General features: G+C 61.9%; 22 protein-coding genes. 6 read left to right on the top strand and 16 right to left on the bottom strand.

Annotated features, from left to right (window positions below; genetic code table 11):
* Window positions 1-22: 22 nt before the first annotated feature.
* From AB8841_RS08870 to AB8841_RS08830, 9 genes are all read right to left on the bottom strand, one after another.
* The gene (locus AB8841_RS08870) at window positions 23-1,345 is read right to left on the bottom strand and encodes a glycosyltransferase family 4 protein (protein ID WP_370435402.1); all 1,323 of its coding nucleotides are present in this window, start codon (window positions 1,343-1,345) and stop codon (window positions 23-25) included.
* 5 nt (window positions 1,346-1,350) lie between these two features.
* A complete protein-coding gene (locus AB8841_RS08865; RefSeq protein ID WP_370435401.1) occupies window positions 1,351-3,519 on the bottom strand; it encodes a glycosyltransferase family 2 protein in 2,169 nt (722 codons plus the stop codon).
* Window positions 3,520-3,593: 74 nt separating this feature from the next.
* Entirely contained in the window at window positions 3,594-4,364 is a 771-nt protein-coding gene (locus AB8841_RS08860; protein WP_370435400.1) for a hypothetical protein, read from the bottom strand.
* On the bottom strand, window positions 4,361-5,647 hold the full coding sequence (locus AB8841_RS08855; RefSeq protein WP_370435399.1) for a glycosyltransferase family 4 protein: 1,287 nt from the start codon (window positions 5,645-5,647) through the stop codon (window positions 4,361-4,363). Before AB8841_RS08855 ends, AB8841_RS08860 begins: the two co-directional genes overlap by 4 nt.
* A gap of 5 nt (window positions 5,648-5,652) precedes the next feature.
* Entirely contained in the window at window positions 5,653-6,474 is an 822-nt protein-coding gene (locus tag AB8841_RS08850; protein ID WP_370435398.1) for a methyltransferase domain-containing protein, read from the bottom strand.
* Entirely contained in the window at window positions 6,471-8,708 is a 2,238-nt protein-coding gene (locus tag AB8841_RS08845; protein ID WP_370435397.1) for a glycosyltransferase family 2 protein, read from the bottom strand. The genes AB8841_RS08850 and AB8841_RS08845 overlap by 4 nt, the downstream gene beginning before the upstream one ends.
* Before the next feature lie 87 nt (window positions 8,709-8,795).
* On the bottom strand, window positions 8,796-9,536 hold the full coding sequence (locus tag AB8841_RS08840; RefSeq protein ID WP_370435396.1) for a calcium-binding protein: 741 nt from the start codon (window positions 9,534-9,536) through the stop codon (window positions 8,796-8,798).
* A gap of 411 nt (window positions 9,537-9,947) precedes the next feature.
* The gene (locus AB8841_RS08835; RefSeq protein WP_370435395.1) at window positions 9,948-11,336 is read right to left on the bottom strand and encodes an HlyD family type I secretion periplasmic adaptor subunit; all 1,389 of its coding nucleotides are present in this window, start codon (window positions 11,334-11,336) and stop codon (window positions 9,948-9,950) included.
* The gene (locus AB8841_RS08830; protein WP_370435394.1) at window positions 11,333-13,063 is read right to left on the bottom strand and encodes a type I secretion system permease/ATPase; all 1,731 of its coding nucleotides are present in this window, start codon (window positions 13,061-13,063) and stop codon (window positions 11,333-11,335) included. Before AB8841_RS08830 ends, AB8841_RS08835 begins: the two co-directional genes overlap by 4 nt.
* A 325-nt stretch (window positions 13,064-13,388) precedes the next feature.
* Here AB8841_RS08830 and AB8841_RS08825 point away from each other — a divergent pair, with 325 nt between their 5' ends.
* The 4 genes from AB8841_RS08825 to tam all read left to right on the top strand — a co-directional run bounded on the left by AB8841_RS08825 (window position 13,389) and on the right by tam (window position 16,407).
* Window positions 13,389-13,943, top strand: a complete 555-nt coding sequence (locus tag AB8841_RS08825) for a MarR family transcriptional regulator (RefSeq protein WP_370435393.1) — start codon at window positions 13,389-13,391, stop codon at window positions 13,941-13,943.
* 126 nt (window positions 13,944-14,069) lie between these two features.
* Window positions 14,070-14,753, top strand: a complete 684-nt coding sequence (gene otnC, locus AB8841_RS08820) for a 3-oxo-tetronate 4-phosphate decarboxylase (RefSeq protein ID WP_370435392.1) — start codon at window positions 14,070-14,072, stop codon at window positions 14,751-14,753.
* Between the two features lie 36 nt (window positions 14,754-14,789).
* A complete protein-coding gene (locus tag AB8841_RS08815; protein WP_370435391.1) occupies window positions 14,790-15,542 on the top strand; it encodes a transporter substrate-binding domain-containing protein in 753 nt (250 codons plus the stop codon).
* A gap of 91 nt (window positions 15,543-15,633) precedes the next feature.
* Window positions 15,634-16,407: a trans-aconitate 2-methyltransferase gene (gene tam, locus AB8841_RS08810; RefSeq protein ID WP_370435390.1), complete on the top strand. Its 774-nt coding sequence runs from the start codon at window positions 15,634-15,636 to the stop codon at window positions 16,405-16,407.
* 196 nt (window positions 16,408-16,603) lie between these two features.
* Here the strand turns inward: tam and AB8841_RS08805 are convergent, their stop codons facing one another.
* From AB8841_RS08805 to AB8841_RS08775, 7 genes are all read right to left on the bottom strand, one after another.
* Window positions 16,604-17,620, bottom strand: coding sequence for an LLM class flavin-dependent oxidoreductase (locus tag AB8841_RS08805; protein WP_370435389.1), 1,017 nt, complete (start codon window positions 17,618-17,620; stop codon window positions 16,604-16,606).
* Between the two features lie 89 nt (window positions 17,621-17,709).
* Window positions 17,710-18,144, bottom strand: a complete 435-nt coding sequence (locus tag AB8841_RS08800; protein WP_370435388.1) for a hypothetical protein — start codon at window positions 18,142-18,144, stop codon at window positions 17,710-17,712.
* A 92-nt stretch (window positions 18,145-18,236) separates the two neighbouring features.
* On the bottom strand, window positions 18,237-18,374 hold the full coding sequence (locus AB8841_RS08795) for a hypothetical protein (protein WP_370435387.1): 138 nt from the start codon (window positions 18,372-18,374) through the stop codon (window positions 18,237-18,239).
* A gap of 362 nt (window positions 18,375-18,736) precedes the next feature.
* Entirely contained in the window at window positions 18,737-18,973 is a 237-nt protein-coding gene (locus AB8841_RS08790; protein ID WP_370435386.1) for a hypothetical protein, read from the bottom strand.
* 106 nt (window positions 18,974-19,079) lie between these two features.
* On the bottom strand, window positions 19,080-19,802 hold the full coding sequence (locus tag AB8841_RS08785) for a beta-lactamase hydrolase domain-containing protein (protein ID WP_370435385.1): 723 nt from the start codon (window positions 19,800-19,802) through the stop codon (window positions 19,080-19,082).
* Window positions 19,803-20,142: 340 nt separating this feature from the next.
* Entirely contained in the window at window positions 20,143-21,018 is an 876-nt protein-coding gene (locus AB8841_RS08780) for a Kdo hydroxylase family protein (protein WP_370435384.1), read from the bottom strand.
* An 857-nt stretch (window positions 21,019-21,875) separates the two neighbouring features.
* Entirely contained in the window at window positions 21,876-22,973 is a 1,098-nt protein-coding gene (locus AB8841_RS08775) for an NAD(P)H-dependent flavin oxidoreductase (protein WP_370435383.1), read from the bottom strand.
* Between the two features lie 356 nt (window positions 22,974-23,329).
* Between AB8841_RS08775 and AB8841_RS08770 the strand changes: the two genes are divergently transcribed.
* Window positions 23,330-25,528 carry an ATP-dependent RecD-like DNA helicase gene (locus tag AB8841_RS08770; RefSeq protein WP_370435382.1) on the top strand — a complete coding sequence of 733 codons (2,199 nt, stop codon included), beginning with the start codon at window positions 23,330-23,332 and terminating at the stop codon, window positions 25,526-25,528.
* Window positions 25,529-25,808: 280 nt separating this feature from the next.
* On the top strand, window positions 25,809-26,471 hold the full coding sequence (locus AB8841_RS08765) for a peroxiredoxin (protein ID WP_370435381.1): 663 nt from the start codon (window positions 25,809-25,811) through the stop codon (window positions 26,469-26,471).
* Window positions 26,472-26,477 lie beyond the last annotated feature (6 nt).

Raw genomic sequence — 26,477 nt, 5'->3', positions numbered from 1 at the left:
GTGTGTTGCCTGTCGGACGATCTCACGCGGTCAGCGCGGCGGCCGGAACCTTTTTCGTCGCCTTCTCGGCGGCAAGCTGCTGATAGAGGTCGAGGTGCTGTCTGGCGCAATCCTCGTAGCTGATCGGACGTTTGATCCCGGCGCGCAGCTGCTCCCAGAGGCGCGGGTTCGTCAGGGCCTCGGTCATGCGGTCGACGAGGTCCTCGGACGAGCCGACTCGGAAGTGCAGGCCGTCGACGCCGTCGGTGATCTTCTCCGCCATGCCGCCGATATTCGAACAGATCATCGGCCGGCCATGGAAGAAGGCTTCCTGAATGACGATCGGAGAATTCTCCCACCAGATGGAGGGAATGATCGTCCAGTCGATCGAACGCATCAGGCGCGGCATCTCGCTGTTCTGGTAGGCGCCGTAGAAACGGACGCGGTTTCCGGCGCGCTCCACGAGCGTCTCGATTTTCTGCTGGAACGGTTTCGGCTGCCGCTCAAGGTTGCCGCCGAAGATCATCAGCTGGGCGTCGTCGCCCCAGATCTTATCCGGAATCCGTGCCACGGCGTCGAGAAGGACGTCGACGCCCTTGAACTGGGTGATCTGCCCGAAATAGGCGAAACGGGAGCGGCGCCCCCTCCTGTTGCGCCCGGCGGTCAGCAGTTCGCGCGGGGGAACGGGCTCCGCGATGTCGAGACCGTTCTCGATCACGATGAACCGCGAGGGATCAAGGCCCCATTCGACGTAGCGGTCGACAAGGAACTGGCTCGGCGAGACGAAGTAGTCCGCGACCTGGAGGAGGCCTCGGACAAAATGCTCCCGGCGCAGGAAGCGGGCCGGGGATATCTCCGGGAAGCAGGCGTTGCAATCCGCCGGGGAGGCCCGGTGGCAGAGCTTCGTCCCTCCCGTCTTCACCATCTGGCCGTGGTGGTGACAGATGGAGAGGAACTCGTGGAACGTAATCACGATCACACAGTCCGGCAGAGCGCGGCGGACGGCGTAGAGGGTCTCGAGGCCCAGGCCGATGAAGTGGTGGAAATGGACCACATCCGGTTTCAAGTCCCGCAGGACGCGCAGGAAATCGCGATCGAGTTCCTCGGTGTTGCGGTTCGAGACCAGGAAATGGTCGTAATCGTCCGCGTGATAGAGGATGTCGCCGCCCTTCTGGCGCAGGCTCATGAGGGCCGTGCCGCTGTGGCGGACGACCGGATGCCCTACGCGCGCGAGAAAACGGGACTCCGCGCCTCCGATCTTGTTGAGGCCCTTGTGAAGATTGTGCGCGGCGATTTCAGCGCCTCCGAGCGAGAAGCTCGGATGACCATGGGAGACGATCAGCACGCGTGGAGAATGTTCGGTCATTGTCATCACCGCATGTTGTTGACGAGAAGGGACCATTTGCGATCGAAGCTCCAGCGGTCGATCCGCTGGGCGAGGCGACGGATGGCCGGACCGGTTCCACCTGCGTCGTCCTCGGCCGAGATCATCTCGACATCGGGCGTCCACACGGACATGGTTCCGCAGAGCCTCATCTTGAGGCAGAGGTCGCGCCCCTTGTCGCTGGTTCCCAGGTAGGAGCGGGTGAAGCCGCCTGCCGCTTCGATGGCCGAGCGGGCGACCATGCAGCACGCGGTGGACCCTGCCATGACTTCGGCCGGCTCGGAGCCGTGAACGACGTCGCGCGGGTAGCCGATGTACCGGTCGACGAGCTTCTGCTCGTCGGCGTCGAACCACGTTCCGGCGAACCGGATGGAATCGTCCTCGTACACGATGGTCGGGCTTACGAGCGCCTTGCCGCCGCGCTTGCGATAGGCCCGCTCGAGCGAGGACAGCCATCCCGACTGGCGCGGAAGAACGCCGGCCGCCAGGAGCACGAGAGCCTCGGCATCCGTCGCCTGAATGGCTGCCTCGAAGGCATCGCAGGCATCCTGCACCTCCTCGGACCCGATGATACGGAGCCTGAGGCCATAGAAGCGGACGAGCCGCTCGGCTTCGGGCGCGAGGCTTCCGAAGGCCTCGATGGGAGCCGAGACGATCATGGGGGTATTGCGGGCCTCCGCGTCGAGCGCCAGCAGGACGAGCGCGGCGCTCAACTCCTCCACGTCATGGCCTGCGCCGACCACCAGCGCCTTCGGGGCGCCGGAGCCGTCGAAACCGAAGTCGCGGGTCTCGACCACGCGGGGAGCCGGTGCGGCAAGCGCCTGCATCATCGGGCCGATATGGCGATCAATGGCTGCGCCCGCGGCTGCCGTGCGCGGATCGAGCGGCGAGACCAGCCGTTCCAACCCCTGGCGGGAGAGGTTCCGCATGGGCTTCAAACGATAGAATGCCACGCTGTCGCCGACCATGAGCTCGAAATAGACCGGCGTATCCCCCGCGCAGGAGAGGCCGGGAACGAAGGCCAGAAAGCCATGGTCGAGCTTGCGGGGATCGAGGCGTCCTGCAAAAAGCTCGTTATGCTGGAAGGCCGCCGACACGTCCGGGCGCGGCAGACGCGTCCAGGCATCGTCAATCCGCGCGAAATCGGATCCCGCCCTGAGCAGGATCGTGTCCGTATGCCCCTCCGGATCGAGCATCCATCCGGCGACGAGCAGGCCGCCGCCAGGTACTTCGGCCACCATGTCCATGCCGATCCTGACAGGCTGCTGCAGGCTCGAGACCGTGTCGCGTCCGTCGAAGCGCTCGCCGGCACGGCGAAGAATCTGCATCGTGTCAGGGTGGGCCGACGCCCGGGCCAGGCCGTCGCGGATATGGGCCGGAACGTCCGTCGTCGGCAAGAGAACGCGCTTCTCGTAGACGTCGAGCGTGCGCCAGCCGTCCTTCGTGCGGAAGAACACCCGCTGAAGGCTCTCCGGCTCCACGGAAACCGGTCCTGTATCGAGCAGGCCGATGAAGCCGACGCCGTTCCCGCCGAGATCGTCGCGTTGGACCGAAGCCGCCTTGACCTCACCGACGAGAAGACCGTCTTGCGCCACGAGCACCCGCAGTTCGTCCGACGGCAGGGTGTGAGCCCATCCCTGAAGGAGGAGCTCGCCCGTATCGAGCGGCCCCATGACCTCGATCCAGCCGTCGTTCTTCGCGGCAGCGGTCAGGACCGACAAGGCGGCGGCCAAGCGTTTCTCATTGCCCTGACCCGCTATCAGGGTTTGGGTGATCCCGTCCGTGACGTCGGTGAAGCGCTCTGCCGTATCGACGAAAAGAATCTCCATCAGATCCTGAACCGAGGCGGCAGGGCGAACGAGGTCATAGCGAATGGGAGGCCCGTTCCGGCGCACGACGATCGACCGCAGGCGAACCTTGGCGGCGAGGCGGATCGGAACGACGGCGACAAAGCCGGTCGCCGCATCGGCTGGAGCATTCTTCCGCTGCCAGCTGACGACACCGGCCTTCATCGTCATGGAAGGATCGCCGTTGAGCAAGACTTCGATGGTATCCGGCATCGTGTCGGCGACGCCGCTGATCAATGCGAGATCGTCTCCGATCGGTGTCGCAAGCGCCGTCTCGCCATCCACCGGAAGGTTCAGTTTGTCTTTCACGTGATCTGCCCTGTCATGCTTGTTCTCGGATCGCTTCGTACGATCTCATCGATTCATTTTTTTGAAGGCGCCGCCTACCTGACGCCGTGACGCAAAACGGCCACTAATGTGATCAGCGCGCTCACGGCGGAAATGCCGCCGAAAGCGATCAGCAGCGCTACGGCCCGGCGCATGGGACGGTCGGCTGCCGTCGTCAGTTCCTGGATACGCTTGTCGAAATCCGCCAGGACCTTGTCGAAGCGCAGATGAAAAACCTCGATGCCGGAAATCTTTTCCGCCAGCTCCGCCTGGTTGGTGCGCACGACCTCGAGGGCCGCCGCGATCCCGTCCTCCTGCCCGACGATTTCGTCGACCTGCTTCGAGGTGCTCCGCAAGGCATCGACGACCTCACGCTGCATCATTTGGGAACGACGCTGCGCCTCGATCAGCAGCTCGACGCGGTCAAGCACGCGATTGAGAGGCCCGCTGACCGCGGCTTCCGCGGCCCTTTCATCCTGGCTCGGAGCCCGCAGGACGACTTCTTCGCCCGTGCTGGGCGAGACCGCCACGACGGCGAGGTTGTCCGAGACGCTTGCGATGGCTTCCGGGAGTTCGACCTCGAACGCGTGCACGCCGTCGCCGATGCCGTTGCGCCGCAGATCAATGCGAGGCATGTCGGCGGTTGCGGAGAGAACCGTGCGACCTTCGAGGAGAATGCGGATCTGGATGCGCTCGTTCGGCCGATTCCGATCCCAAACCCATCCGAACAGACGGCGGCCCTCGATGGCGTCCAGACGTCCCTGGATCTGTGCGGCGTCCGGGGCCTGGGTGACCGCAACCGCCCTCTCGACTTGTCCTGTGCTCATGCCGCATTCGCCTCCAGTTCGATGATCTCAGCCGGTTGTCCGATCGCGCGATAGACCGAAAGATGTCTCTCGGCGACTTCGCGGATGTCCGCCGGCGGCTGTATCCCGGCGACCAGGCGATCCCAGAGGCCCGGAGTCTCCATGGCCCTGCGCATGGCATTCGCCAGAGAAACCGGATCGTCGGCCCGCACGTGCAATCCATCGATGCCGTCGCGCACCGCCTCGGCCATTCCGCCGATATTGCTCGCGATGACCGGCCGGCGGTGCAGGAAGGCCTCCTGGATGACGAGGGGCGCGTTCTCCCACCAGATCGACGGCATGACGACCCAGTCGACGGCAGAGATCAGCGTGGGAAGCTCCTCGCGGCGGTAGGGGCCGAGACGAACCACATGGGGGTCCGTTTCGTCGACGAGAGAGTCGAGCTCCTCGACGAATTCCCGCGACTGGAACGGCGCGCCGCCATGGACGCGCAGCTCGAAGTCCTCGATACCGGTCGAGATCAGCCGCTGGGATGCCTTGAGGAGGCTCAGGACGCCCTTCCACGGATTGAGGTTGCCGAAATACCCGAAGACCGGACGACGGCCGTCCTGAGAGAGACGGTGTGGCGCCGGGTCGACGGCGGGCCTGCCGTTGGCGACCACCTCGATCCCGTCGGCCGGAAGTCCCCAGGCGACGAAGCGGTCCTTGATGAAGCGGCTCGGCGCGATGAAACGGTCCACCTGTCCGAACAGGGTCTTGACGAACTGCTCCCGCAGAAGAAACCGGTCCGCGGCAATATCCGGAAAGCAGCTGCTGCACCGGCCGGGAGTCGCGCGATCGCAGCGCTCCCGGTTTTTCGTGCGCATCATCAGGCCGTCATGGGCGCAGATCGCGTAGTAATCGTGAAGCGTCATCACGATCCTGGCGTTCGGCAGGATGCGTCGGACGAGCGCGATGAACTCGACCCCGAGCAGGAGAACGTGATGGATGTGCACCACGTCCGGACGGAATTCCTCGAGCAGGTTCACAAGGTGAGGCACGACGCCATAGCTGTCGATCTGGCTCAAATAGAAGCGGTCGAAGTGCCCGCTCCACATGATCACTTCATCCGGCGCGTCTCCGACCGACTGGAAGCTGGTGCCCGGACGCTGCTCGCGGTGAAGATGGTTCGTGGCGGCCAGGAACAGAGTCTCGACATCCGGACGCGAGCGATATTCGCGAAACAGATCATGCGCGAAGATCTCCGTCCCGCCGGGATGAAAATCGGGATGATTGTGAGCAACGACAAGGACCCGCATCGTCAAGCGCTTTACTCCGGCCTCATGGCGATGATGACGTCCTGGTAGTGGGCGCTCTCGACGCCACGCCAGTGGCCGAGGCTGACCTGCTGGATCGCAAGCCCCGATTTCTTGAGGATGTCCTGAACGATGCCGTTGTCGAAACCGATGGCTCCCAGCGGCGCGGCCGGATCGGCGATCCAGGTGCCGGGAGCCTCGCCCTTGAGGAATTTGGGACGGGCATTCGGACGAGAAAGATCGGCCTCATCGACGAGAAAGGCCGTCAGGAAGAGGCGACCGCCGGGCGCCAGGAGCCGCATGATCTCGCTGGCATAGGCCGCGATCTCGGCCGCCGGCAGATGGGTTGCGACCGACACCATGGTGACGAAGTCGAAATGGGCACTTGGGAAGGGCAGGACCACCTTGTCGCCGCTGATGGCGCCGCCCGGGTTGTAGAGCTCATGCGCGACATCCACGCGGCAGAATCGGAAATTGGGATAGGCGGAGCCGATGTTCTGAACGCACCATTGAATGCCTTCGTTGACCGGGTCGACGCCTTCATAGAAGGCGGTCTTCGGATCGAGAAACTGCGTCAGCGGCACGGCCATGCGGCCGATCCCGCATCCGATATCGAGAACGCGGTGAGTCGGTTTGAGGCCGCCGATGCGGACGTAATGCCCGAGATATTCGAGACCGATCGCCCGATAGTCGCCATCGCCGACGAAGACGTTCTCCGGAGACGGCGCCGGCAGGGTTTCGTTGCGCGCGATCTCGTCCATCAGCCGAGACAGGCGCTCATCCGATTCCGCAACGGGAGTGATTTCGTTGGCGCTGAGGTCGAACTGGGCATTCATATCGCTGCGTTCCTTGTTCTGCGCGGCCGTCCGGCCTGCATGATCGACGTCATGAGATCGCCCCAACGCTCCGTGTGGAGCGCACAATTGTACTGCCAGGCGATTCCACGCATGTATTCGCTGTTGAGGGACATCGACTTGCGCTCGAGATGATAGAGCTCGATGTCGGGCGAGTACGCGATCTTACGGTCGGTCATGGTGATTTTGAGGCACAGGTCGCTGTCCTCGTAATCTCCGATGACATAATCCTCGGTGAAGCCGCCCACGGCTTCAAAGACGGATTTCGGCGTGACGAGGCACGCACCGGTCACGGCGGGAACGATGCGATCCTCGCAGGCTGGTGCGTAATCGCGCGGCATGCCCTTATGGAAATGTTGGTTGAGCCAGCGGCCGCGATGGTCTTTCGAGAAATACATCCCGGCGTGCTGGATCGAGCCATCCTCGAACAGGAGCTTGGGTCCGACGGCACCGATCCCGCGACGGCGTCCGCCGACACGCGCCGCCAGAGTCTGAAGCCAGCCGGGCGCAGTGGGAATGATGTCGGAATTGACCAGCGCCAGGACATCGCCGCGAGCCAGCGAGACGCCGACGTTATTCGCACGCGCATAGCCTCCGTTGCGTTCCATGACGGCGAGGATCATGGGGAGGCCGTAGATCAGATGGAGGCCTCCGAGAAGGTGCTCGACCTCCTGGGCCTGCTCCGGAGAATCGAGGACGTAGATCAGTTCCGCATTGGCCTGGAACCACGGATCGGTCGCGAAGGATGCGATCTGAAAGCGGAGGAAGTCCAAAGCCTTGTAGAGCGGAATGATCACCGAAACCTTCGGTCGCAGGACCTGTTTGCCGATCGTCTGAACGGTCGGAGACCCCACGCGCCTCCGCGCCTGATCGTGCAGGTCGGCGATCACCGGGGCGAGAACGTGGGACAGCACCGCTTCGTCTACGTGCTGGGGCGGCACGGACCGCAGGGCGGCCGCCCTCGCTTCCACCGGATCGGCCGGTTGGAGATGAGGAATCAGGGGATGATGGGCTCCCGATTTCAGACGCAGCCGAAAGCGAGGCTGAAGGATCGGAGCCGACGCGGCACGCGCCGGAGCCAGAACGGCAAATCCCGTTGCCGGAACCCGGGTTTCCTTTGTCGGGCCCGCGACCTCCACCGGAAAGCGGCGCAGGTGCTGCGTGAGGTCCCGCGCTCCTTCCGAGGGTCCGAGCGCGTCGATGCCGGCGAAAAGATCGACCGGGTCGCGATACCATCCCGTCACGAGCGTGCCGGCCGGTGTCGAGAGAGCACAGACGATCTCGGCCGATGGCGTCGACAGGCGGCTCGAGGCCCGTTTCGGCCGCAGAGGTGCGCGCAGCTGAGTTTCGAGCGCAAGAGCACGCCCGGCCGCCGACCGTTCGGCGATGTCGATGAGAAGATGCTCGCGCAGACCGGGAGCCGTCTGAGCCTGCTCGCGGAACCAGCGCTCGATCGACGGAAGATCCGTCTCCGGCCGGATCAGCTTCCGGACCGACACGCCCTTGGGGCCGATCAGAACAAGAAGGGACTCGCCTGACGGAACCGCCGTGTCGTCGGCCAGAAGATGGACGAGTTCCCGTTCGCCTCCCCGAATCGCGACCTTGTAGGGGCGTTCGACGATCCGGGTCGGCCCGTCGCCGCCGAGGGCATAGATCGCATCGATCTTGTCGAAGGCGGCGGAAACCGAGGTCCTGAGCAGAACCAGGTCGCCGGCAACCTGGGCGACGGTCGTCGCGGGGCCGGGGTCGGGAGAGATCTGCGCAAGGATATCCCGCAGAGTTCGGATGAATGTCTTGCTCCGCTTCAGGTGGAACATCACGCTCCAGACGTTGAAGAGCGCGGAAACGAGGGCGACGCGGCCCGATGGAGCGATGCCCTCGAGCAGGCCGTGCGCGTCGACGGCGGGGAGCGCGGTATCGGCGTCGATCGTCACCTCCGTCCTGACGCCGAGCGGGCCGGTCAGCAGCTCCAGCTCGCGCTCACCCTCGGCGGGGCGTCGCAAGACCCACAAAAGCCGGACGCCGCCGCGAGAGAGGGGCAGGCGCAACGACGCCAGGGGTGAAATCGCCTCGCCCTCCGCACTCAGCTTGGGAGAAGAGAAGCGGACCGCATGCGTGACATCCCATGCAAGCAGGATCACATCGCGCCCGAGGCTGGAGACTGTCGGGTGTGCGATCCGTTCCGTCGACGGCATCGCTTCGGTGGCCTCATACATGTGTGGCTCTGCCAATCTGGTGCGTAAATGGGGATGCCGCGGCTGTAAGACCGCGGCATCCATGACTACCCGGTCGAGTCGCAGGTCTTACTGAACGTTGAAAACGTCCGATGGATTGTGGGTGATGTCGTCGGCGTTGACATTGCGGAGCGTGATCGAGTCGCCGTTGCCCAGATCGATGAACGTGTCGTGGCCTATCTGGTGAACGCGGCTGGCGAGATCGTCGGCGGTCGCGATATCCGTGCCGTTGATGCCCTTCGAGATCTGCAGGATGTCCTGACCGACCTTGAAGTCGAGCACGATGTCGTTGCCGCCGCCCCCGGTGAACACGAAGGTGTCGCTGCCGTTGCCGCCGTGAAGGATGTCGTCGCCGGCGCCGCCGATGAGGACGTCATTGCCGTTACCGCCGCGGAGCACGTCGTCGCCAGCGCCACCCATCAGGATGTCGTCGCCGTTGCCGCCCTCGAGGATGTCGTTGCCGTCTCCACCCATCAGGATGTCGTCGCCGTTGCCGCCACGAAGATAATCGTCGCCGGCATTCCCCTGGAGGATGTCGTCGCCGTTGTTGCCGAACAGAACGTCGTCGCCGTTGCCGCCCTGCATAACGTCATTGCCGTTGCCGCCGAACAGCATGTCGTGACCTTCGCCACCCGACAGCCAGTCGTCGCCATTGCCGCCGAAGAGAGTGTCGTGTCCTTCGCCGCCAGAGATCGCGTCGCTGTCATTGCCTCCGAAGATCAGGTCGTCGCCACCATTCCCGAAAATCACGTCGGGGCCGTTCGTGCCGTGCAGGTGGTCGTTGAAGGCTCCGCCTCCGATGGTTGCCATATCAGTCATCCTTATTGTCTGAACCGGACGAACGGACTCCGCCCGTCCGTGTCCTTCAACCGAAATGAAGCGCTAGCCGCGCAACGAGGAATCGGCGCGCCGCAATCTGCCCAACGCCGCGCTCGACGATAGATTCCGTAAAGTGAAATCGCATCCTTGTAAATATTACTGAGAATATTTTTAGTTAAACCAGCTAAATGATGGCAATATATAGGCGAGTACTCAGGAAATTATTGAAAATCATCAGTATAAAAGTCAGGTAATATTTCTAATTTCGAACTATTTTTTATCGGTATGGCCCTGACATGGCTGTCCCGGTGCTGAAATCAGGAATTCATTCGAATGACCGGCAAGGCCGCGCTCGCCGTCACGGATGGATGGCAAGCGCGGTATGGCTCTGTCGGGCGCCTTCTATTCTTCCCGGAACGCGCGATTGAAACTGTCGGTGATGGGTTCGAGCAGATACTCGATGGCCCGGCGCGGCCGGTTGATGATGAGAATCTCGGCAGGCATTCCCGGATACAGAGAGGTCGTCGGATTGGCCTTGAAGCTTTCCGGCAAAATCTCCGCGCGGGCGACGTAGTAGGGATAGTTCGTGCGATCGTCCATCTGCTGGTCGGCTGACAGATAGGTCAGCTTGCCGGCCAGCGGCGCCGTGCTGCGATTGTTGTAGGCGGTCAAACGGATTTGAACCGGGGCTCCGACATGAACGGAATCGATATCGCGCACGCTTACCTTCGCCTCGACGATGAGCGGTTCGTTCTCGGGCACGATATCGAGAATCGGTTGTCCCGCCGTAATCACGCTTCCAGGGGTATGGAAACGGATATTCGTCACGATGCCGTTCTCGGGTGAGACCACCTCGATCCGGCGCAGCACGTCGCTTGCGGCGGTCATCCGCTCCATCGTGTCGGCGAGATCGAGCTGAGCGGTCTGAACGTCGGCGGCAACCTGCTGCTGGAAATCGTTGCCCAGGGACAGGATCTCGAGGTCCGCCTGCGCCTTGGCTTGCTCCGCCTTTGCTTTGCGCGAAGCAAGTTCTCCGGCCTGTCCGACCAGTTGGCTCTCGCGGGTCTGCATCTCGGTCAGGCGGGGCCGCGGCGCATAGCCTTTCTCGACCAGGCTCGCGATGGCCTTGAGCTCGCGATCGAGCAGTTCGGACTGCCGCGCATTGGCATCGGTTTGCGCCTTCACGGCCTCAAGTTCCGCAACCTGCTGCGCGATCGTCTTGCGCTGGATATCCACCTTGCGGTTGAACATCTCGCGTCTGGCGATGAAGAACCGGCGCTCGGCGGCGAGAATGTCCGCAGCCGTCGGTCCACCGGATGCCTGCAGATCCTCCGAGAAGGTCAGATCCTCGGCGCCCGATTGCTCGGCACGGAGGCGAACGAGACGCGCCTCCAAGCCGATCCGCTTGGAACGCAGCTGTTCGAGCTCGGCCTTGGCACGGGTGTCGTCCAGCCGGAGCAGAGCTTCGCCGCCCTTCACGACCTGCCCCTCGTGGGCGATCAGCGCCTTCAGGATGCCGCCTTCCAGATGGCTGATCGTCTTCCGTTTGGAATCCACCACAACGGTCGCATTGGCGACCGCGGCGCTGTCGAGATGGGCCGCAAAGCCCCAGGTCAGCAGGCCGCCGATGCCGAGGAAGATCGTGGCGAGACCGGCGACCACCGGTATCCGATAGGACGGTTCGCGCGGTTCCTCCTCACGGAATACCTCCGTCCACGGCTTCATTTCGACGGACACGTTCGGTTCGGCAAGAGCTACCGGATTCCTGATGATATCGACCGCTTTCGTCATGTATTTCCCCTGAGGGCAGTCACGGCCTGCGCGGGCTTCTCCCCGGGCGTGATGATGCCGGCGATCGCATTGCGGGGCCCGAACTGGGTAATCTTGCCTTCCTGCAGGACCATGATCTTGTCGGCGACCTGCATGACGGAAGGGCGATGGGCGATCAGGATGACGATCGCTCCGTCTGTCCGCATGGCCTCGATGGCGCGGATCAGGGCTCGCTCACCATCCGTATCCAGGTTGGAGTTCGGCTCGTCGAGAACGATCAGACGGGGTCTTCCATAAAGCGCCCGAGCCAGCCCGATCCGCTGCCGCTGTCCGCCCGAAAGGACATAGCCGCCGTCACCGATATGGGTGTCATATCCGAGGGGCAGGCGTCCGATGATGTCGTGAACGTCGGCGAGACGGGACGCTTCCAGAACGAGCCGGGGATCGGCGTCCCGCATGCGGGCGATGTTGCTTCGGATCGTACCGTCGAGCAGCGAGACGCTCTGAGGCAGGTAGCCGACCATGTTGCCGAACGAATCCCGTTCCCACAGAAACACGTTATTGCCGTCGAGATAGACGCCGCCCGTCGTCGGCTTCGTCACGCCGATGAGGAGGCGGGCGAGGGTGGACTTGCCTGCGCCCGACGGACCGGCGATGCCGAGCACTTCGCCGGGAGACAGCGCGAAGGTCAGGCCCTTGAGCACCGGCACGTCGGAGCCGGGCGGAGCATAGACGACACGATCGATCGTCAACTCTCCTTGGGTGCGGGGAGTCGGCGTGGTTTCGCGCTTCGGGGCCTGGTTTTCGAGAAGATCCTGCACATTCTTCCATGCGGTCATGGCAAGGACCCATTGGCGCCAGCCGTCGACCATGGAATCGAATGGCATGAGCATGCGCCCCATGATGATGCTCGAGGCCACCATCGATCCGGCGCTGACTTCCTGATTGATCACCAGGACCGCGCCGGTCGACAGAACCGCGATCTGCATCAGGTACCGGCAGGTGCGCGTGACGGATGAGAGAGCGCGGCTGCGGCGCGTGGTGACGTCGAGCAGGTCCTGCGTCTGAAGCTGGTTCTTGCGCCATCTGCGGGCAAGGGCCGGCAGCATGCCCATCGCTTCGATGGCCTCCGCATGACGAAGGCTGCCGCTGATTTCGGAAATGTTGCGGACGGCTGCTTCGTTGGCCCGCTTCGTGGCGCGTCGCGTCAGGAAGTCCGAGAGCAGGCTCAGAGACAGGATGATGATCGCGGACACCAGAGCCACGAGGCCGTAGAGCCAGTGGAGCGCGAAGAGAACGGCCAGGAAGATGGGTGACCAAAGAGCCTCGAGCGGAACGCTGATGGCGTTTCCGACCACGAATGCGCGGATGTCGTTGAGCTCGCGAATGGCCTGGCCCGATTGCGAGACGCCATGCGCGACCGAGGCCGATACCGCCGCCTGAAGGACAGGAAGGTTCAGTTTCCGAACCAGCTTGCTGGCCATCACCTGGTAGGTGAGCGCCCGCACGTAGTCGAGGATGCAAAAGAGCGCCAGCCCGATCGTCGCGACGATGATCAGCATGATCAGCGTGTCGGTGCTCTGACTGTTCACAACACGGTCATGCACTTGCAGCATGAAGAGCGGAACAGTCAGCTGAAGGACATTGATGACCGCGCTGAGAGCTGCGGCATAGGCTAAACCTGTGACAAACGCTTTGCGCCCCTGGTGAATGAGTTCGGCGGCTTCGAGGTTCGCCGTCTTCTTCATGCGGACAGTCTCCAAAGGTGGCTTTTCGTAGACATACCCAAATTTTGCCCCAAAGTTATTGGAAGGGAGTTATCGCTCGATTTTGGTATAGCGTCTACCCATAAAGTCTGATCGTCATAATAAAACTGAGGTTGTTTAAGGAAGAACATCAATAAAGCTTTAGAAAGTTGGCGATTTTATGCTGAAGTGTGGCATGTGATTCGTAAATGTTTGCACTTTAATTCGAATTTCAAACTAAATTATTCGCTGAAATCGTGGGAATATTATGCAATAAAGCGCATATTATCTGCCATGAAAAGCAGTATGGAAAGAAGCAGTGATTGAGATGAATGCCTCACAAGACGAGTGCCAGGATGAGGAAAGCGCATTTCAGATGCTCCGGGACGATGCCGATCGGCCGGGCCCGGAGCCAGTCGGAATCACGCACATCGAAATTGTGCGGGTCATCGAGCGACTGCATCGCCGCTCGCTTGATCTCATCCGGGCGGATCTGCTCCAGGCGGGAATCGACGAGCTCAGCCCCTCCCAGGTCATGATGCTTTTCACGATCGGTCGGAGCGAGCTGTCGGTGCGCGATCTGATCGAGCGCGGGTACTATCTGGGATCGAATGCCTCCTACAGCCTCAAGCGCCTTGTCGAAACGGCATACGTCATTCGTACCGCTTCGGAGAGGGACCGACGCTCCGCGCGTATCCGTCTATCCGAAAAGGGCCGCCAGCTTTGCGACAGGATCCGGCAGATGGACCGGACCTATCATAAACTCGTAACGCGGGACGAGGACGAGGTCCGGGATCTCGAAGTAACCTTCCGCACGCTCAGGCGTTTCGAGCAGGTGTGGAGCAACGCCGTGCGATACCGTGGCATTCAAGCAGAGGACTGATGTCTTCAAGAGCCGGTCGTGTTGCATCAAAGCAAGCGGCTCACCGCGCGCAAGGCGACCTTCAGGCAAAGGACAATCGGTTACAGGCGACGGAGCGGGTCTTACCCGTCGCTTCCGGGAGTCCTGATGACTGCACAGCCTGTGATCATCCAGACGGAACCAATCGGTCGACCTCCACACCGTTCGCGGGCATGTCGGCAAAGCGATAGCTGGTCCGACATGGAACTCTCTGTCGCGTGCGCGTCTGATGTTTCGAGGGACTATGGGAAGGGCGGCCGAGTCACATGGCCGATCACACCGACCAACTCCGGCCTCGGTTTTCTCGATCCGGAGCGCATCTCCAAGGTCGATCGGGGCTGGCGCCACGTTTCCGGGGACGCCCCGTCGAAGGAGGTGCTCCTGCACCGCGCATTTTACGAAACGCGGCCTGGAACCGGCGCGGTCGTTCACCTGCATTCGACCTACGCGACCGCGCTCTCCTGTCTGCAGGACCTTGATGAGGATGACTGCATCCCGCCTCTCACGCCCTATGTTGTCATGCGGGTGGGGCAGGTGAAGCTCGTGCCTTATATGCGGCCGGGAGATCCTGCGTCCGGAGATCTCATCCGGGATCTTGCGGGCGGGTATGCGGCCGTGCTTCTTGCAAACCATGGGCCCATCGTGACCGGCAAGGACTTGGCCTCGGCCGTTTTTGCCTCCGAGGAATTGGAAGAAACGGCGAAGCTGCTGCTGGCGCTACGGTCGCTCCCGTGCCGGATGCTCACATCCGGTCAGGTCGAGGAGCTTCGCCAAGTGTTCGGCAGGTCCTGAATTGTTCGGCAGGTCCTGAATTCGAAGAGTGGTGTAATGTCAAACATCGATCAAACGACGCGCGATTTGTTGGCCCCAGTAGGGACCCTGCGGGTGGCTGTCGCGGTGGGCAGTGCAGTTTCCGCAGTCTGGACGACGCGGGATGCCCAAACAGGCGAGCCACGCGGCCCTACCGTGGATCTCGCGAAGCTCATGGCTCGACGCATCGGGGTTCCCCTGACCCTGGTTGAGTGTGCCAGTTCGGGCGCCATCATTGAAACGGCATCATCAGGCACGTGGGACGTTTCCTTCACGCCTGTTGACGCCGAGAGAAAGAAGGCCGTCGACTTTGGTCCCAACTACTTCCTGGGAGAGAGCACCTACATGGTCCCGGCCGGATCCGCGATCGACAGCCTTGCGGAAGCCGATCGTGAAGGCATTCGCGTCTACGGCGTCGAGAACACCGCCACGATCCGGAGCGCTCGTAAATCTCTCACGAGGACGACCGTGATCGGGCTTTCAGGCCTCGATGAGGCCCTGGAGAAATTCCGCGATGGTGAGATCGACGCGCTGGCCCTCGGGAAGGAGTCGCTCCAGAGCCTGCTCCCGCAATTCCCAGGCGCAAGAATGCTGGAGGGGCACTTCCATGCCGCCGGCACGGCGGTGGCCGTGCCGAAGGGGCACACCGAAGCCTTGAAGGTCTTCAGCGGCATTATCGAGGACCTGAAGAGCGACGGCACCGTTCGCAGGATCTTCGATGCTCACGGCATGGCGACGGCGACGGTTGCGCCTGCCGGATCGTGCTCCTGAGCGAAACGGGCCGAATATCGTTCAGGGTTCGATCCTAAATTCCTCGAGCCCATGAGCGTCACGACGAAACGACACTGCGGAGGAGCCCGCGATGGCAGACTGGAATGCAGGGCAATATCTCAAATTCGAGGATGAGCGCACTCGCCCCTCGGTTGATCTGCTCCGGCGGGTGCCGCTGTCGGATCCACAATCCTGTGCGGATATCGGCTGCGGCCCGGGAAACAGCACCGAGCTGCTGGTCGAGCGCTTCCAGAATGCGCGGGTGATCGGCCTGGACAGCTCGCCCGCCATGCTGTCGAAGGCGCGAGAGCGCCTGCCCGGCCTGACCTTTGTGGAAGCCGATATTGCGACATGGCAACCGGAGGAGCGCTTCGACCTGATCTTTGCCAATGCTGTTCTGCAATGGGTTCCTGACCATCCGGGCCTCCTGGCCCGCCTTGTTTCCTTCCTGAAGCAGGGAGGCTGCCTTGCCGTGCAGATGCCCGACAACCTGGATGAGCCGTCACATCGGCTCATGGAGAAGGTCGCCCATGAGGGGCCTTGGGCGTCCAGGCTGACCTCCGCCTCTGCGGCCAGGGAGAAGATCGGTTCGTTCGAGGACTGTTACGCGTGGTTGCAGCAGGCCGGCTGCGCCATCGATCTTTGGCAGACCACCTACGTTCATCCGCTGGAAGGCGCTGGAGCCATCATCGAATGGTTCAAGAGCACCGGACTGAAGCCCTATCTCGACTTGCTCGCACCGGAAGAACGGGTCGAGTACCTCCGTCACTACATGGAGGAAATCGCCAAAGCCTATCCGGCGCAAGCGGACGGCAAGGTTCTCTTGCGCTTCCCACGCCGGTTCTTCGTCGCGCAGCGGATGTGATCCAAGAGGTGAAGCCCGCTTCAAGTCCGCTCCTGTCGCGGGGCCGATCGGATCAGTCGACGAGCCGGTGTCCGGCGCCCAGACCGCGCCCGCCTTTCGGGATATCGGCCTTCTCCGGTTGTCCGGCACACAGGGTCGAAGCGGTCGATCTCGTCCCTTGCCGGTCGGCTTGCCGTGCTTTGGATCAGAACCAACGTTATCGCCAGCCCAGCTCCGGAGCGACATGCTTCAGGATGGCCTCGATCACATGGGCATTGTACTCGACGCCGAGTTGGTTCGGAACGGTCAGAAGCAGCGTGTCGGCCTCTGCGATCGCCTCGTCCGCCCTGAGTTCATCGATGAGCCTATCCGGCTCCGCGGCGTAGGAGCGGCCGAAGATCGCGCGCATGTTGTCGATGATGCCGACCTGATCGCTGTCCTTGCCGTGTCCGAAATAGGCGCGGTCGAGATCGTTCACGAGCGCGAAGATCGAGCGTGAAACCGAGACGCGGGGCTCGTGGTCATGTCCCGCTTCCTTCCATGCGGCCCTGTAGCGGCGGATCTGCTTGGCCTGCTGGACGTGGAAGGGCTCGCCCGTCTCGTCCTCCTTCAGGGTCGAACTTTGGAGGTTCATGCCCTGCTGCGCGGCCCACACGGCTGTCGAGTTGGAGGCGGACCCCCACCAGATGCGCTCGCGCAGGCCCTCCGAGTGCGGTTCAGGGCGAAGCAGGCCGGGCGGATTGGGAAACATCGGGCGTGGGTTCGGCTCGGCAAAGCCCTCGCCCTGGAGGACGTTCAGAAACACTTCCGTGTGGTGCCGGGCCATGTCCGCGTCGCTCTGGCCCTCTTCGGGCCCATAGCCGAAATAGCGCCAGCCATCGATCACCTGCTCGGGCGAACCGCGGCTGATGCCGAGCTGGAGACGCCCGCCGCTGATCAGATCGGCCGCGCCCGCATCCTCGGCCATGTAAAGAGGATTCTCGTAGCGCATGTCGATGACCGCGGTGCCGATCTCGATACGGCTCGTCTTCGCGCCGATTGCCGCCAGCAGCGGAAAAGGGGAGGCGAGCTGCCGCGCGAAGTGATGAACGCGGAAATAGGCGCCGTCCGCGCCGAGCTCCTCGGCCGCTACGGCAAGGTCGATCGACTGAAGAAGAGCATCACGGGCCGACCGCGTCTGGGATTGCGGTGAGGGTGACCAGTGCCCGAACGAGAGAAAGCCGATCTTCTTCATGAGGCGGTCCTATGCAAATGCCTTCTGGCGTTTCGACACGATGGCGGGCAGGTTTGCTTCTCGTGCTCAGGCTTCCCTATGAGGGCTGTTCAAGAGGGTCTGGTGAGCGAGTAGGGATAGCACCGGTTATGATCGAGGGCGAGACCGAAGTGCTCCCCCAATTTGCGAATGGCAGCGCCATGATCCGGGTAGGGATCCCGGTTCTGAGGGCCGACTATAATGATCTTGAAGGAGGGGTCGTTGCGTCCGCTTGGCGGAAGCATGGCTGTTGCCAGGCCATTGCCCTCCGCGTCCCGCAAGGTGAGAAAGACCGGCATGGTCCGTTGCACATAGGACTTGAGGCCGATGTTCTGCTCGATGAAGGGACTCGCAGTCGAGCGGTAGGTCGCCGTTGCCGCATCCCAGGCTTGGCGAAAATGCTTCTCGACCGCGTGGCCCATGATCTGCGACTCGAGGATCGCTTCACCCTCGGTCTCGATCCGGAACCAGCTTGTTTGCCCAGGGGCGTCGCAGACGAATTGCATGCCTTATCAACGCAGAAATCTGGCGAACGGTTGAGGATCTGACCCACGCTCGCAGCGGAAATGCGCTTCCGGGAACCGCTCCCGCGTGTCGGTCAGGCCGATTTACCCCGATGATCGTATCTCAGAAGCCGCCCTGTCACCTTCTTGCCCTCGCCGATCAGCCTCTTAGCCTTCTCGCGCAGCTTGTTCCGCTTCACGTTGCTGCGGTGTTTCTCGCTTCCTTTGCCCATCGTTCGTCTCCCAGAAACTCCGCAGCAGTAAAACGACGCATGTTAGCGCATCGTTCGGAAAAGTGGACCCGGTTTCTCGCAAGAACGATGCGCTCGTATCAGAAGGGAGCATCGGATCGTTCCCAAAAGTGCAAGTCCGCTTTTGGGAACGATGCTGTAGGCACGGTTCCGCTTCCGGCCCTTCGATCGGGCGTCTCCCTCGACATTTCTGGAAAGGGGGCATTGGTTTGCTCGCCTGGCCCGAGCGGAGATTTGCGGAGGAGCGGACTTCAGGGCATCCAAGCGATACGGCCCCGCATGAGACGCCCGGGCAATTTTGACCGCAGCAGTCCCGAAATTATTCCGTCGACGCACGAGAAGCTTCACAGTTCAGGCTCTTCGTGGCGTGCGACATCTTCCAGGAGATTCAGTCGATGCTCGCGCCAACGCCTGAGGGCCTGCTCGTCATCCTGAAGCAGCTTCCTGATTTCGGCGGTGTCACCACCGTTCCCCGTCAGCCATTGAATGAGATGGATCCGCTCGGCCACGCGCTGTTGCCCTGCGGCAATCTCCTCATCAATCCTGGCAATCTCCTCGCATTCTTTCCAAGGGCTGGGCATGCATCCTCGAATGAGGCCCCTGATTGTACGAACCGCCAAAGGTCCAGGTCGCTCACGGTCGCCGCCGACGATTCTGCGACCGGAGGCGGCGCGGGTTCGAGAGCGGCTATTCACGACTCAGGACCTCCTTGACAATCGCATTCGACCAGAAGCCGGCCTTGAAGGTGTGCTGAAGGGCTTGCGGATCATAGATCCGTTCGACCCATTCGAAAAAGGAAAGTCCTCTGGCCTCGCCTTCCGTCCGATAAAGCTCCAGAAAAGCATCGAGAATGCCCGTCTTGGCATAACGGAAGTGGCCATAGCGCAACGCGAGCTGTCTCATAGCCGCGCCGGCACTGCAGCCCTCGCGCCCTAGAAGGTAAAGGGCAGCAAACAGCCCCGCTCGGTCAGCCCCCGACTTGCAGTGCACGAGAATTGGATATTGCAGATCGCGAAAAAGCTTTTCCGCGCTCAGGAGAGTATCGCGGTCAGGAGGCTCGCGCGAGCGCAGGATGAACTCGACAAGGGAGATCCCATACCGCTCGCAGGCTTCCTGTTCCAGCGGCCAGGATCCGTACTCGCGCCCGCCGCGAAGATTGACGATGGTGCGCACGCCTCGGGCCGCAAACCAGGCGATCTGATGTGGCATGGGCTGCGCCGACCGCCAGAGATGCTCCGACACTTGGTGCCGGTTGAGGTAGGCAAGGCGAAATATTCCGTGGTCGACGATGAGCATGTTGGTCCACGCCCTGAACCGGCTCACTGGCCCGGCAATCGGTTCGCTCCAGCGGGCGATCCGTGCCATCCGGCGTGCCCGGCGAACCTCAGGTCTCAGGAATCGAGTCAGCACGCGTGCTCAGGCCTTGTCGATGCAGCAAGGATGCTGCGGCGAATGATCGGAACGTTCAGGGGATCAGGATTTGATGGCGATACCAACAGTCGTCTCTCCAGTCCTGAATACCGAACTCTGATTGCTCCGGCTGTCTTGCGCAGCGCTAGAGCTGTTTCCCCTTGCGTGGAATCGTCTCTGTTCTTTGGCCCGGTCGCATCTTGGACGGGGAACCGAGCCACTTCACCGAAAAATGATCTACAGCATCGGGTGTGAAATCGAACCCACGTGCGATGCTGTCAATCTACGTTCTTGAGCATCATTTCGCGCAAAACCGGTTCTCGCTTATGCGTTCGATGCTCTAGACCAAAGACTGTCCCATGATCTTCTCGAGCACTTTGAGCGGTGCTCGCTCCGCGTTCCCCATAGCGGCAATATCAATGTGGAACGTCTGTTCCAGTGCGAACTGACCAGCGACGGCGGCATGGAGCACCTGATCCGTATAGCAGAGCCATGTGGTGCCGGGTGGAAACGCGAATTCGATCTGCGGCGCTTCCTTCTGATAGCGGGCGTCGAGTTTGCCTTTGTCATGCAATCCCAGCATGATTTGGTCATAGGCGCTCCGCTTGCCTTTTGTGATCCCGAGAGCTGCCAGCAACGACAGCTCCAACGGATAGGGGCGACGCACCGCGGAAACATACTTGCGGGCAAAATCCTCAAAGGGTTCGCCCACGTGCCAGACGCGTGCTTTCCCGGCCGGGTTGATGTTCGAGAAGACCCGCAGGATGCGGCGGCCGCGTGTTGGACGTGACGGGAAAGCGTCCACATGCAGAAGTTTGTCGTCCTTGCGGGGCGATGTCTGGCGGCCCACGATCTCGACCGGGCGATAGCTCGTCCGCGCCTGCTCGCTCCCTCGTCCGTACCCTGGGAAGAGGCCCGCCACGAGCTGCGCGGTGTCTTCGGAGAAGCGCCTCAACATCCCATACAGCCGCTCCGTCTCGCTGTGCTCGGCCGTGCCGCGAATCTCTCCCCTGGACGGGTCGAGGCTGATATTCTTGGCCTTCCCGCTTGCGAAGTCAGACGACAGCAATGTCGTTTCCTCGTCGCTCAGGGTGAACGCCAGATTGGGACAGAACACGACCTTGCCGCTTTCGAGCGTGTCCAGAGCCCGCTTTTGCGCCTCCGCCGGGAATGGGCCTGACCAGCGGTCGATTTCGAGACTCTCGATCATATCCATGGCGTTGCTCCTCGCTCAATCAAGCAGCGTCTGCGCAGCGACAATTGGCTCCAGCGGTTGCAGGCTAGGACCTGCGGGACTGTCAAAGCAAATATTTGTGTAACCGTTTACAGTCGGCCGGAGTATACCCACGAAGTATAGTTCGGAAAAACTGGTGCTCCGACGAGATCTCCCAGCAGCTCCTGATCGCGATGAGTAGTGCATTCGCTTAGAGGAGGTTTATGCTGTCATCTTACAATTCCGGACATGAAGAGAGCTTGCTTGATAGATCACTGGTCTGCGAGAGCTTGAGGACTGCCATATGAACATGGTCAGGCCGAGGTGGGCTGCCTGGCGTAGACGTCAGGCCATACTGGATATCGTGGGCTGAAGAGAGAAGTGGCGCTCGACATGGGGCCGCGATCGCCGACTCAATGCTTCCCGCTCGGCACATCCCAGAGCAAGCACGGCAGCGATTTTCTGGGCATGGCATCGGCAACGCCCGGCGGAACGTGCCAGCCCATGCGTTCATGATCAGGGCGCTCCAGCGGCGCGGGCACGGCTACCAACGCCCCATTCCCTGTGTAGCGACGGCCTTGCCTGAATGACCTACAGCATCGAGGTGAAAAGTGGACCTGCACTTTTGGGCTCCAATCCGATCCTCCCTTCTAGCGCATCGTGTGGACCCGAAGGGCCACGCTCGTGAAAACCGGGTCCACTCTTCGCTCAAGCGGCCGCTGGGTCCGCACGATGCGCTAAGTTATTGGCACGACGTGCTCAGCTCCGGATCCATGCATCGAAGGAACAGGTAAAAGCTCTACGTCGATGGGGACCAATGATGTTCATCGGCGGATACAATGCCTGATGCCGATCCAATCTCAAGCTGGCCGAGGTGAAGGGGCGGGAGCCAATCTGGACAAATAGGCAAGCGCCTCTGTTCCAAGCTGCCGCGTCAGATCGCCGGCAGGCATCTCTCGACCGAAGGCCGCAGCCTGTCCGGACCACAGGGGAGAGAAGTCTCCTGATCCTGCGGTTTCCGCTGTGGCCCGCAACGGAGCCAATGCTCCAGCCCCGAGGGGGAACCCCGGTGCGATGCCCGACATGGGGCCAACCTCTCGGACAACGCGGTTGACGATCCCACGGGCGGGGCGGCCCGTGAACACGTTCGTGAGAACGGTGTCGTTGTCCTTCGCTCTCATGAGGGCGTCGCGATGAAGAGAACTGATTTTGGCTTCGGGGCAGAACAGGTAAGCCGTTCCGATCTGGACCGCCGAGGCTCCAAGGGCAAAGGCCGCAACGATGCCTCGCGCATCCGCAATGCCACCGGCGGCGATCACGGGCACCTTCACGGCATCGACGACCTGCGGTACCAATGCCATAGTGCCCGCTTGGGTCGAGATGTCTCCGGTCAGGAAGACGCCACGATGACCGCCGGCCTCGTAGCCCTGGGCGATGATGGCGTCGCACCCTTGGTCCTCCAGCCATCGTGCTTCATCCGCTGTCGTGGCCGACGAGATGATCTTCGCACCGGTCGCCCTTACGCGGTCCAGGAGCGCGCGCTCGGGCAGTCCGAAGTGGAAGCTGACGACTTCGGGCGTGAACTCCTGAACAACGTCACACATAGCGCTGTCGAAGGGGGCACGGGCCGCTGCTGGAACAGGCGCTTGCGGATCAAGTCCGAGTTCGAGGTAATAGCTCTCCAGCCGCTTCTTCCAGGCCCCCTCGCGAGCCGCATCGGCCTGTGGGGGGCGATGACAGAAGAAGTTGAGGTTGATGGCCCGGGAGGTCCTCTGGCGAATAATCCTGATCTCGGTTTTCAACTGCTCCGGATTGAGCATCGCACAGGGCAGGGAGCCTAGTCCTCCTGCCTCGGAAACGGCGATCACCATCTCGGCCCCGACCGAACCGGCCATGGGAGCCTGGATGATCGGCAGCTCGATCTGGAAGAGGTCTTGAATGCGGTGATCCGGCCACATGATCTGCTCCTTTTCGGAAGAATGTTCTCACCGTTGTAGCGCGGCCGCGATAGGGGAACGAAATAAAATTCATGTCCTTCGTCGATTGGCCGGACGCACGGGGTCCGATTAGTGTCCAGCCTGATTCTCGTCGGCTTCTCTTGAACGGCATCTCGAAAAGAACACATATAGAACATACACCAAGGTCAAGTCACGTTTTCACCTTCCGCGGCTTCTTTCGAGCTTGCGCGGAGGCGGCCGTGAGGCTGGTACCAGTGAGGCTTGGGTGGAGTGACCGGCAGCAGAGGACCCATACCTCATTGGCCGGGCCGTCGCGCGATAGAGTCGAAGAGGCCGGGAGTTCCCCCGCAAACAGCATGAACCAGATGTTCCGATCGCCACAGGCCGATCAGAGGCCCGTTCTCGAAACCCTCGCGGGATCGGTGGAGCGCGTCACCTTTCACAACCCCGAGAACGGCTTTGCGGTTCTGAAGGTGCATGCGCGGGGCAAGCGGGACCTTGTGACGGTGGTCGGACATACGCCCAGCGTATCCGCAGGCGAATGGATCGCCGCCAGTGGCGTATGGATCAGCGATCGAACACATGGACTTCAGTTCAAGGCTGAGATTCTGAAGACCACCCCACCGACGGGTGTGGAGGGCATCGAGAAGTACCTTGCCTCGGGCCAGATGCGCGGAATCGGCCCAGCCATGGCGAAGCGGATCGTGACGGCGTTCGGGAGCGATACCTTCGAGATCATTGAAGCCCAACCGGAACGTCTGACCGAAGTGCAGGGCATTGGCCCAATGCGGGCGTCCCGCATCGTGGCGGGCTGGGCCGAGCAGAAGGCGGTGCGGGAGATCATGGTGTTCCTGCACGCGCATGGGGTCGGCACCGCACGAGCGGTGCGCATCTTCAAGACCTATGGCTACGAGGCCATCCAGGTCATGACCGAGGATCCCTACCGGCTGGCCAAGGACATACGCGGCATCGGCTTCCGGACGGCGGATGCGATTGCCGCCAAGCTCGGAATGGAGAAGACCGCGCCTCAGCGGATCCGGGCCGGTATCTCGTTTGCCCTTCAGACCGCCATGGATGAGGGCCACTGTGCTTTGCCGGTCGAGGCGTTGGCCCGCTTGGCCGAGCAGCTGCTCGACGTTGGGGGAGAACTGATCCGTGCAGCGATTGTTGACGAGCTTGCGAAAGGAGAGATCGTCTCGGACGCCATCGGCGACGAGACCTGCTTGTTTCTCAAAGGACTGTATCTGGCGGAGCAGGCCATTGCATCCCGCCTGATCGAGCGGGCGTCTAGGCCACCGCCCTGGCCTGAGATCGATCTTGAGAAGGCCATTCCGTGGGTGGAGAACCGCACGGGCAAGACCCTGGCGGCCTCGCAGCGCGAGGCTTTGAAACTGGTGCTCGGTTCGAAATTGTCCGTGGTCACGGGCGGTCCGGGTGTCGGCAAGACGACCTTGCTCGATACCATTCTGCGCGTGCTCGTCGCGAAAGGTGTTCGGGTGGCGTTGGGAGCTCCCACAGGACGCGCGGCTAAGCGCATGACCGAGCAGACTGGACTGGAGGCGAAGACCATTCACCGGCTGCTGGAGATCGATCCCAAGCACGGCGGCTTTTCGCGCAATGAGGAGAACCCACTCGACTGCGATCTGCTGGTGGTGGATGAGACCTCGATGGTGGACGTGCCGCTGATGAACGCGCTGACCAAAGCGATCCCTCCGCATGCAGGTTTGTTGTTGGTCGGCGACGTGGACCAGCTGCCATCGGTCGGCTCGGGGCAGGTGCTGGCCGATATCATAGCTTCAGGCCGAATTCCCGTGGCCCGCCTGACCGAGATCTTCCGGCAGGCCGCGGAAAGTCGGATCGTGGTGAACGCGCATCGCATCAACAAGGGCCAGCTGCCCGAGCCCCCGGAGCCTGGAGAAGAGAGCGACTTCTACTTCGTGGAGATCACCGATCCCGAGCAGGGCGTGCCGAAGATCATCCAGATGATCAGGGAGCGAATGCCGCGCCGATTCGGTCTTGACCCGATGAAGGACATTCAGGTGCTCTGCCCGATGAACCGGGGCGTGCTCGGTGCCCGCAATCTCAACATCCAGCTTCAGGAGGTGCTCAATCCGAACCCTCCCGCCAGGATCGAACGGTTCGGCTGGCGCTTCTCGCCCGGAGACCGGGTGATGGAAACCCAGAACGATTATGACCGGGAAGTGTTCAACGGTGACCTCGGCACGGTCGTCAGGATCGATGACGAGGAAGGAGCTCTGATCGCATCGTTCGACGGTCGGGAGGTGTCCTACCCGTTCGGCGAACTCGATACCTTGGTGCCCGCGTACGCGACCACGATCCACAAGTCACAAGGCTCAGAGTATCCTGCCGTGATCATTCCGGTCGTGACACAGCACTACACGATGCTGGCGCGTAATCTGCTCTACACCGGGGTCACCCGAGGCAAGCGTCTCGTCGTGCTGGTGGGACAGAAGAAGGCCGCCGCCATGGCCGTGAGGGGCGGACAGATGAAGCGGCGATGGACGAAGTTGCGGGAGTGGCTAGCGTCAGCTTGAGCGTCAAGGCCACCAAAGACCCTGCAGCTCTTCCTTTCCCGGAGCACATGTGGTTGTCATCAATGTTTGCGCTATGTTGTATCGTGAGGTGGTTGGCATTCTTCCCGCGACAATCGGGTTCAAGACGATTTTGTTTGTGGTCCCCTCCGAATGGGACCTACTCTCAATTTCCGCAAACCTCCGGAAAATGTGGACGATTTCCAGGGACCATCTCACGCTGAGCCTTCAAGATGGCGACGACACATCCCTACGTACTTACCTTGAGAGATAGGAGGACGTTATGACACTTCAGATTGGCGCTACCGCACCGGATTTCGAGGCTGAGACCACACAAGGACCTATCCGTTTCCACGACTGGATCGGTGATGCATGGTGCGTTCTGTTTTCCCACCCAAAGGATTTCACTCCTGTCTGCACCACTGAGCTCGGCTACATGGCCCGCATCAAGCCAGAGTTTGACCGGCGCAATGTGAAGATCATCGGGCTCAGCGTCGATCCCATCGGCCATCACGCCCGTTGGGCGGAGGACATTCACGAGACACAGGGATACGCGCCGAACTACCCGATGATCGGTGACGCCGACCTGACGGTGTCGAAGCTCTATGGAATGCTCCCAGCCAGTGCGAACGGAACCTCGGAGGGGCGTACACCCGCCGACAACCAGACCGTTCGCAACGTGTTCGTCATCGGCCCTGACAAGAAAATCAAACTGGTGCTGGTCTACCCGATGACCACAGGACGCAACTTCGACGAGGTCCTCCGTGTCATCGACTCCCTCCAGCTGACGGCACAGCATCGGGTCGCGACCCCGGCGAATTGGCAGCCCGGACAGGACGTGATCATTGCGGGCTCCGTGTCGGATGACGAAGCCCGGAAAATCTATCCGCAGGGATGGCAGGCTCCGAAACCTTACATCCGCATCGTGCCGCAGCCGCAATCCTGAGCGCGA

This window comes from Microvirga sp. TS319, from assembly GCF_041276405.1.
In the GTDB taxonomy this organism is placed as follows: domain Bacteria; phylum Pseudomonadota; class Alphaproteobacteria; order Rhizobiales; family Beijerinckiaceae; genus Microvirga.
This window is presented reverse-complemented; position numbering and strand designations above follow the sequence as displayed.

Coding starts and splice junctions, on each gene's coding strand:
- AB8841_RS08870 (WP_370435402.1), bottom strand. CDS start 1,345: ATGACCGAACATTCTCCACGCGTGCTGATCGTCTCCCATGGTCATCCG.
- AB8841_RS08860 (WP_370435400.1), bottom strand. CDS start 4,364: ATGAGCACAGGACAAGTCGAGAGGGCGGTTGCGGTCACCCAGGCCCCG.
- AB8841_RS08850 (WP_370435398.1), bottom strand. CDS start 6,474: ATGAATGCCCAGTTCGACCTCAGCGCCAACGAAATCACTCCCGTTGCG.
- AB8841_RS08845 (WP_370435397.1), bottom strand. CDS start 8,708: ATGTATGAGGCCACCGAAGCGATGCCGTCGACGGAACGGATCGCACAC.
- AB8841_RS08840 (WP_370435396.1), bottom strand. CDS start 9,536: ATGGCAACCATCGGAGGCGGAGCCTTCAACGACCACCTGCACGGCACG.
- AB8841_RS08835 (WP_370435395.1), bottom strand. CDS start 11,336: ATGACGAAAGCGGTCGATATCATCAGGAATCCGGTAGCTCTTGCCGAA.
- AB8841_RS08830 (WP_370435394.1), bottom strand. CDS start 13,063: ATGAAGAAGACGGCGAACCTCGAAGCCGCCGAACTCATTCACCAGGGG.
- AB8841_RS08825 (WP_370435393.1), top strand. CDS start 13,389: ATGAATGCCTCACAAGACGAGTGCCAGGATGAGGAAAGCGCATTTCAG.
- otnC (WP_370435392.1), top strand. CDS start 14,070: ATGACTGCACAGCCTGTGATCATCCAGACGGAACCAATCGGTCGACCT.
- AB8841_RS08815 (WP_370435391.1), top strand. CDS start 14,790: ATGTCAAACATCGATCAAACGACGCGCGATTTGTTGGCCCCAGTAGGG.
- tam (WP_370435390.1), top strand. CDS start 15,634: ATGGCAGACTGGAATGCAGGGCAATATCTCAAATTCGAGGATGAGCGC.
- AB8841_RS08805 (WP_370435389.1), bottom strand. CDS start 17,620: ATGAAGAAGATCGGCTTTCTCTCGTTCGGGCACTGGTCACCCTCACCG.
- AB8841_RS08800 (WP_370435388.1), bottom strand. CDS start 18,144: ATGCAATTCGTCTGCGACGCCCCTGGGCAAACAAGCTGGTTCCGGATC.
- AB8841_RS08795 (WP_370435387.1), bottom strand. CDS start 18,374: ATGGGCAAAGGAAGCGAGAAACACCGCAGCAACGTGAAGCGGAACAAG.
- AB8841_RS08790 (WP_370435386.1), bottom strand. CDS start 18,973: ATGCCCAGCCCTTGGAAAGAATGCGAGGAGATTGCCAGGATTGATGAG.
- AB8841_RS08780 (WP_370435384.1), bottom strand. CDS start 21,018: ATGGATATGATCGAGAGTCTCGAAATCGACCGCTGGTCAGGCCCATTC.
- AB8841_RS08775 (WP_370435383.1), bottom strand. CDS start 22,973: ATGTGGCCGGATCACCGCATTCAAGACCTCTTCCAGATCGAGCTGCCG.
- AB8841_RS08770 (WP_370435382.1), top strand. CDS start 23,330: ATGAACCAGATGTTCCGATCGCCACAGGCCGATCAGAGGCCCGTTCTC.
- AB8841_RS08765 (WP_370435381.1), top strand. CDS start 25,809: ATGACACTTCAGATTGGCGCTACCGCACCGGATTTCGAGGCTGAGACC.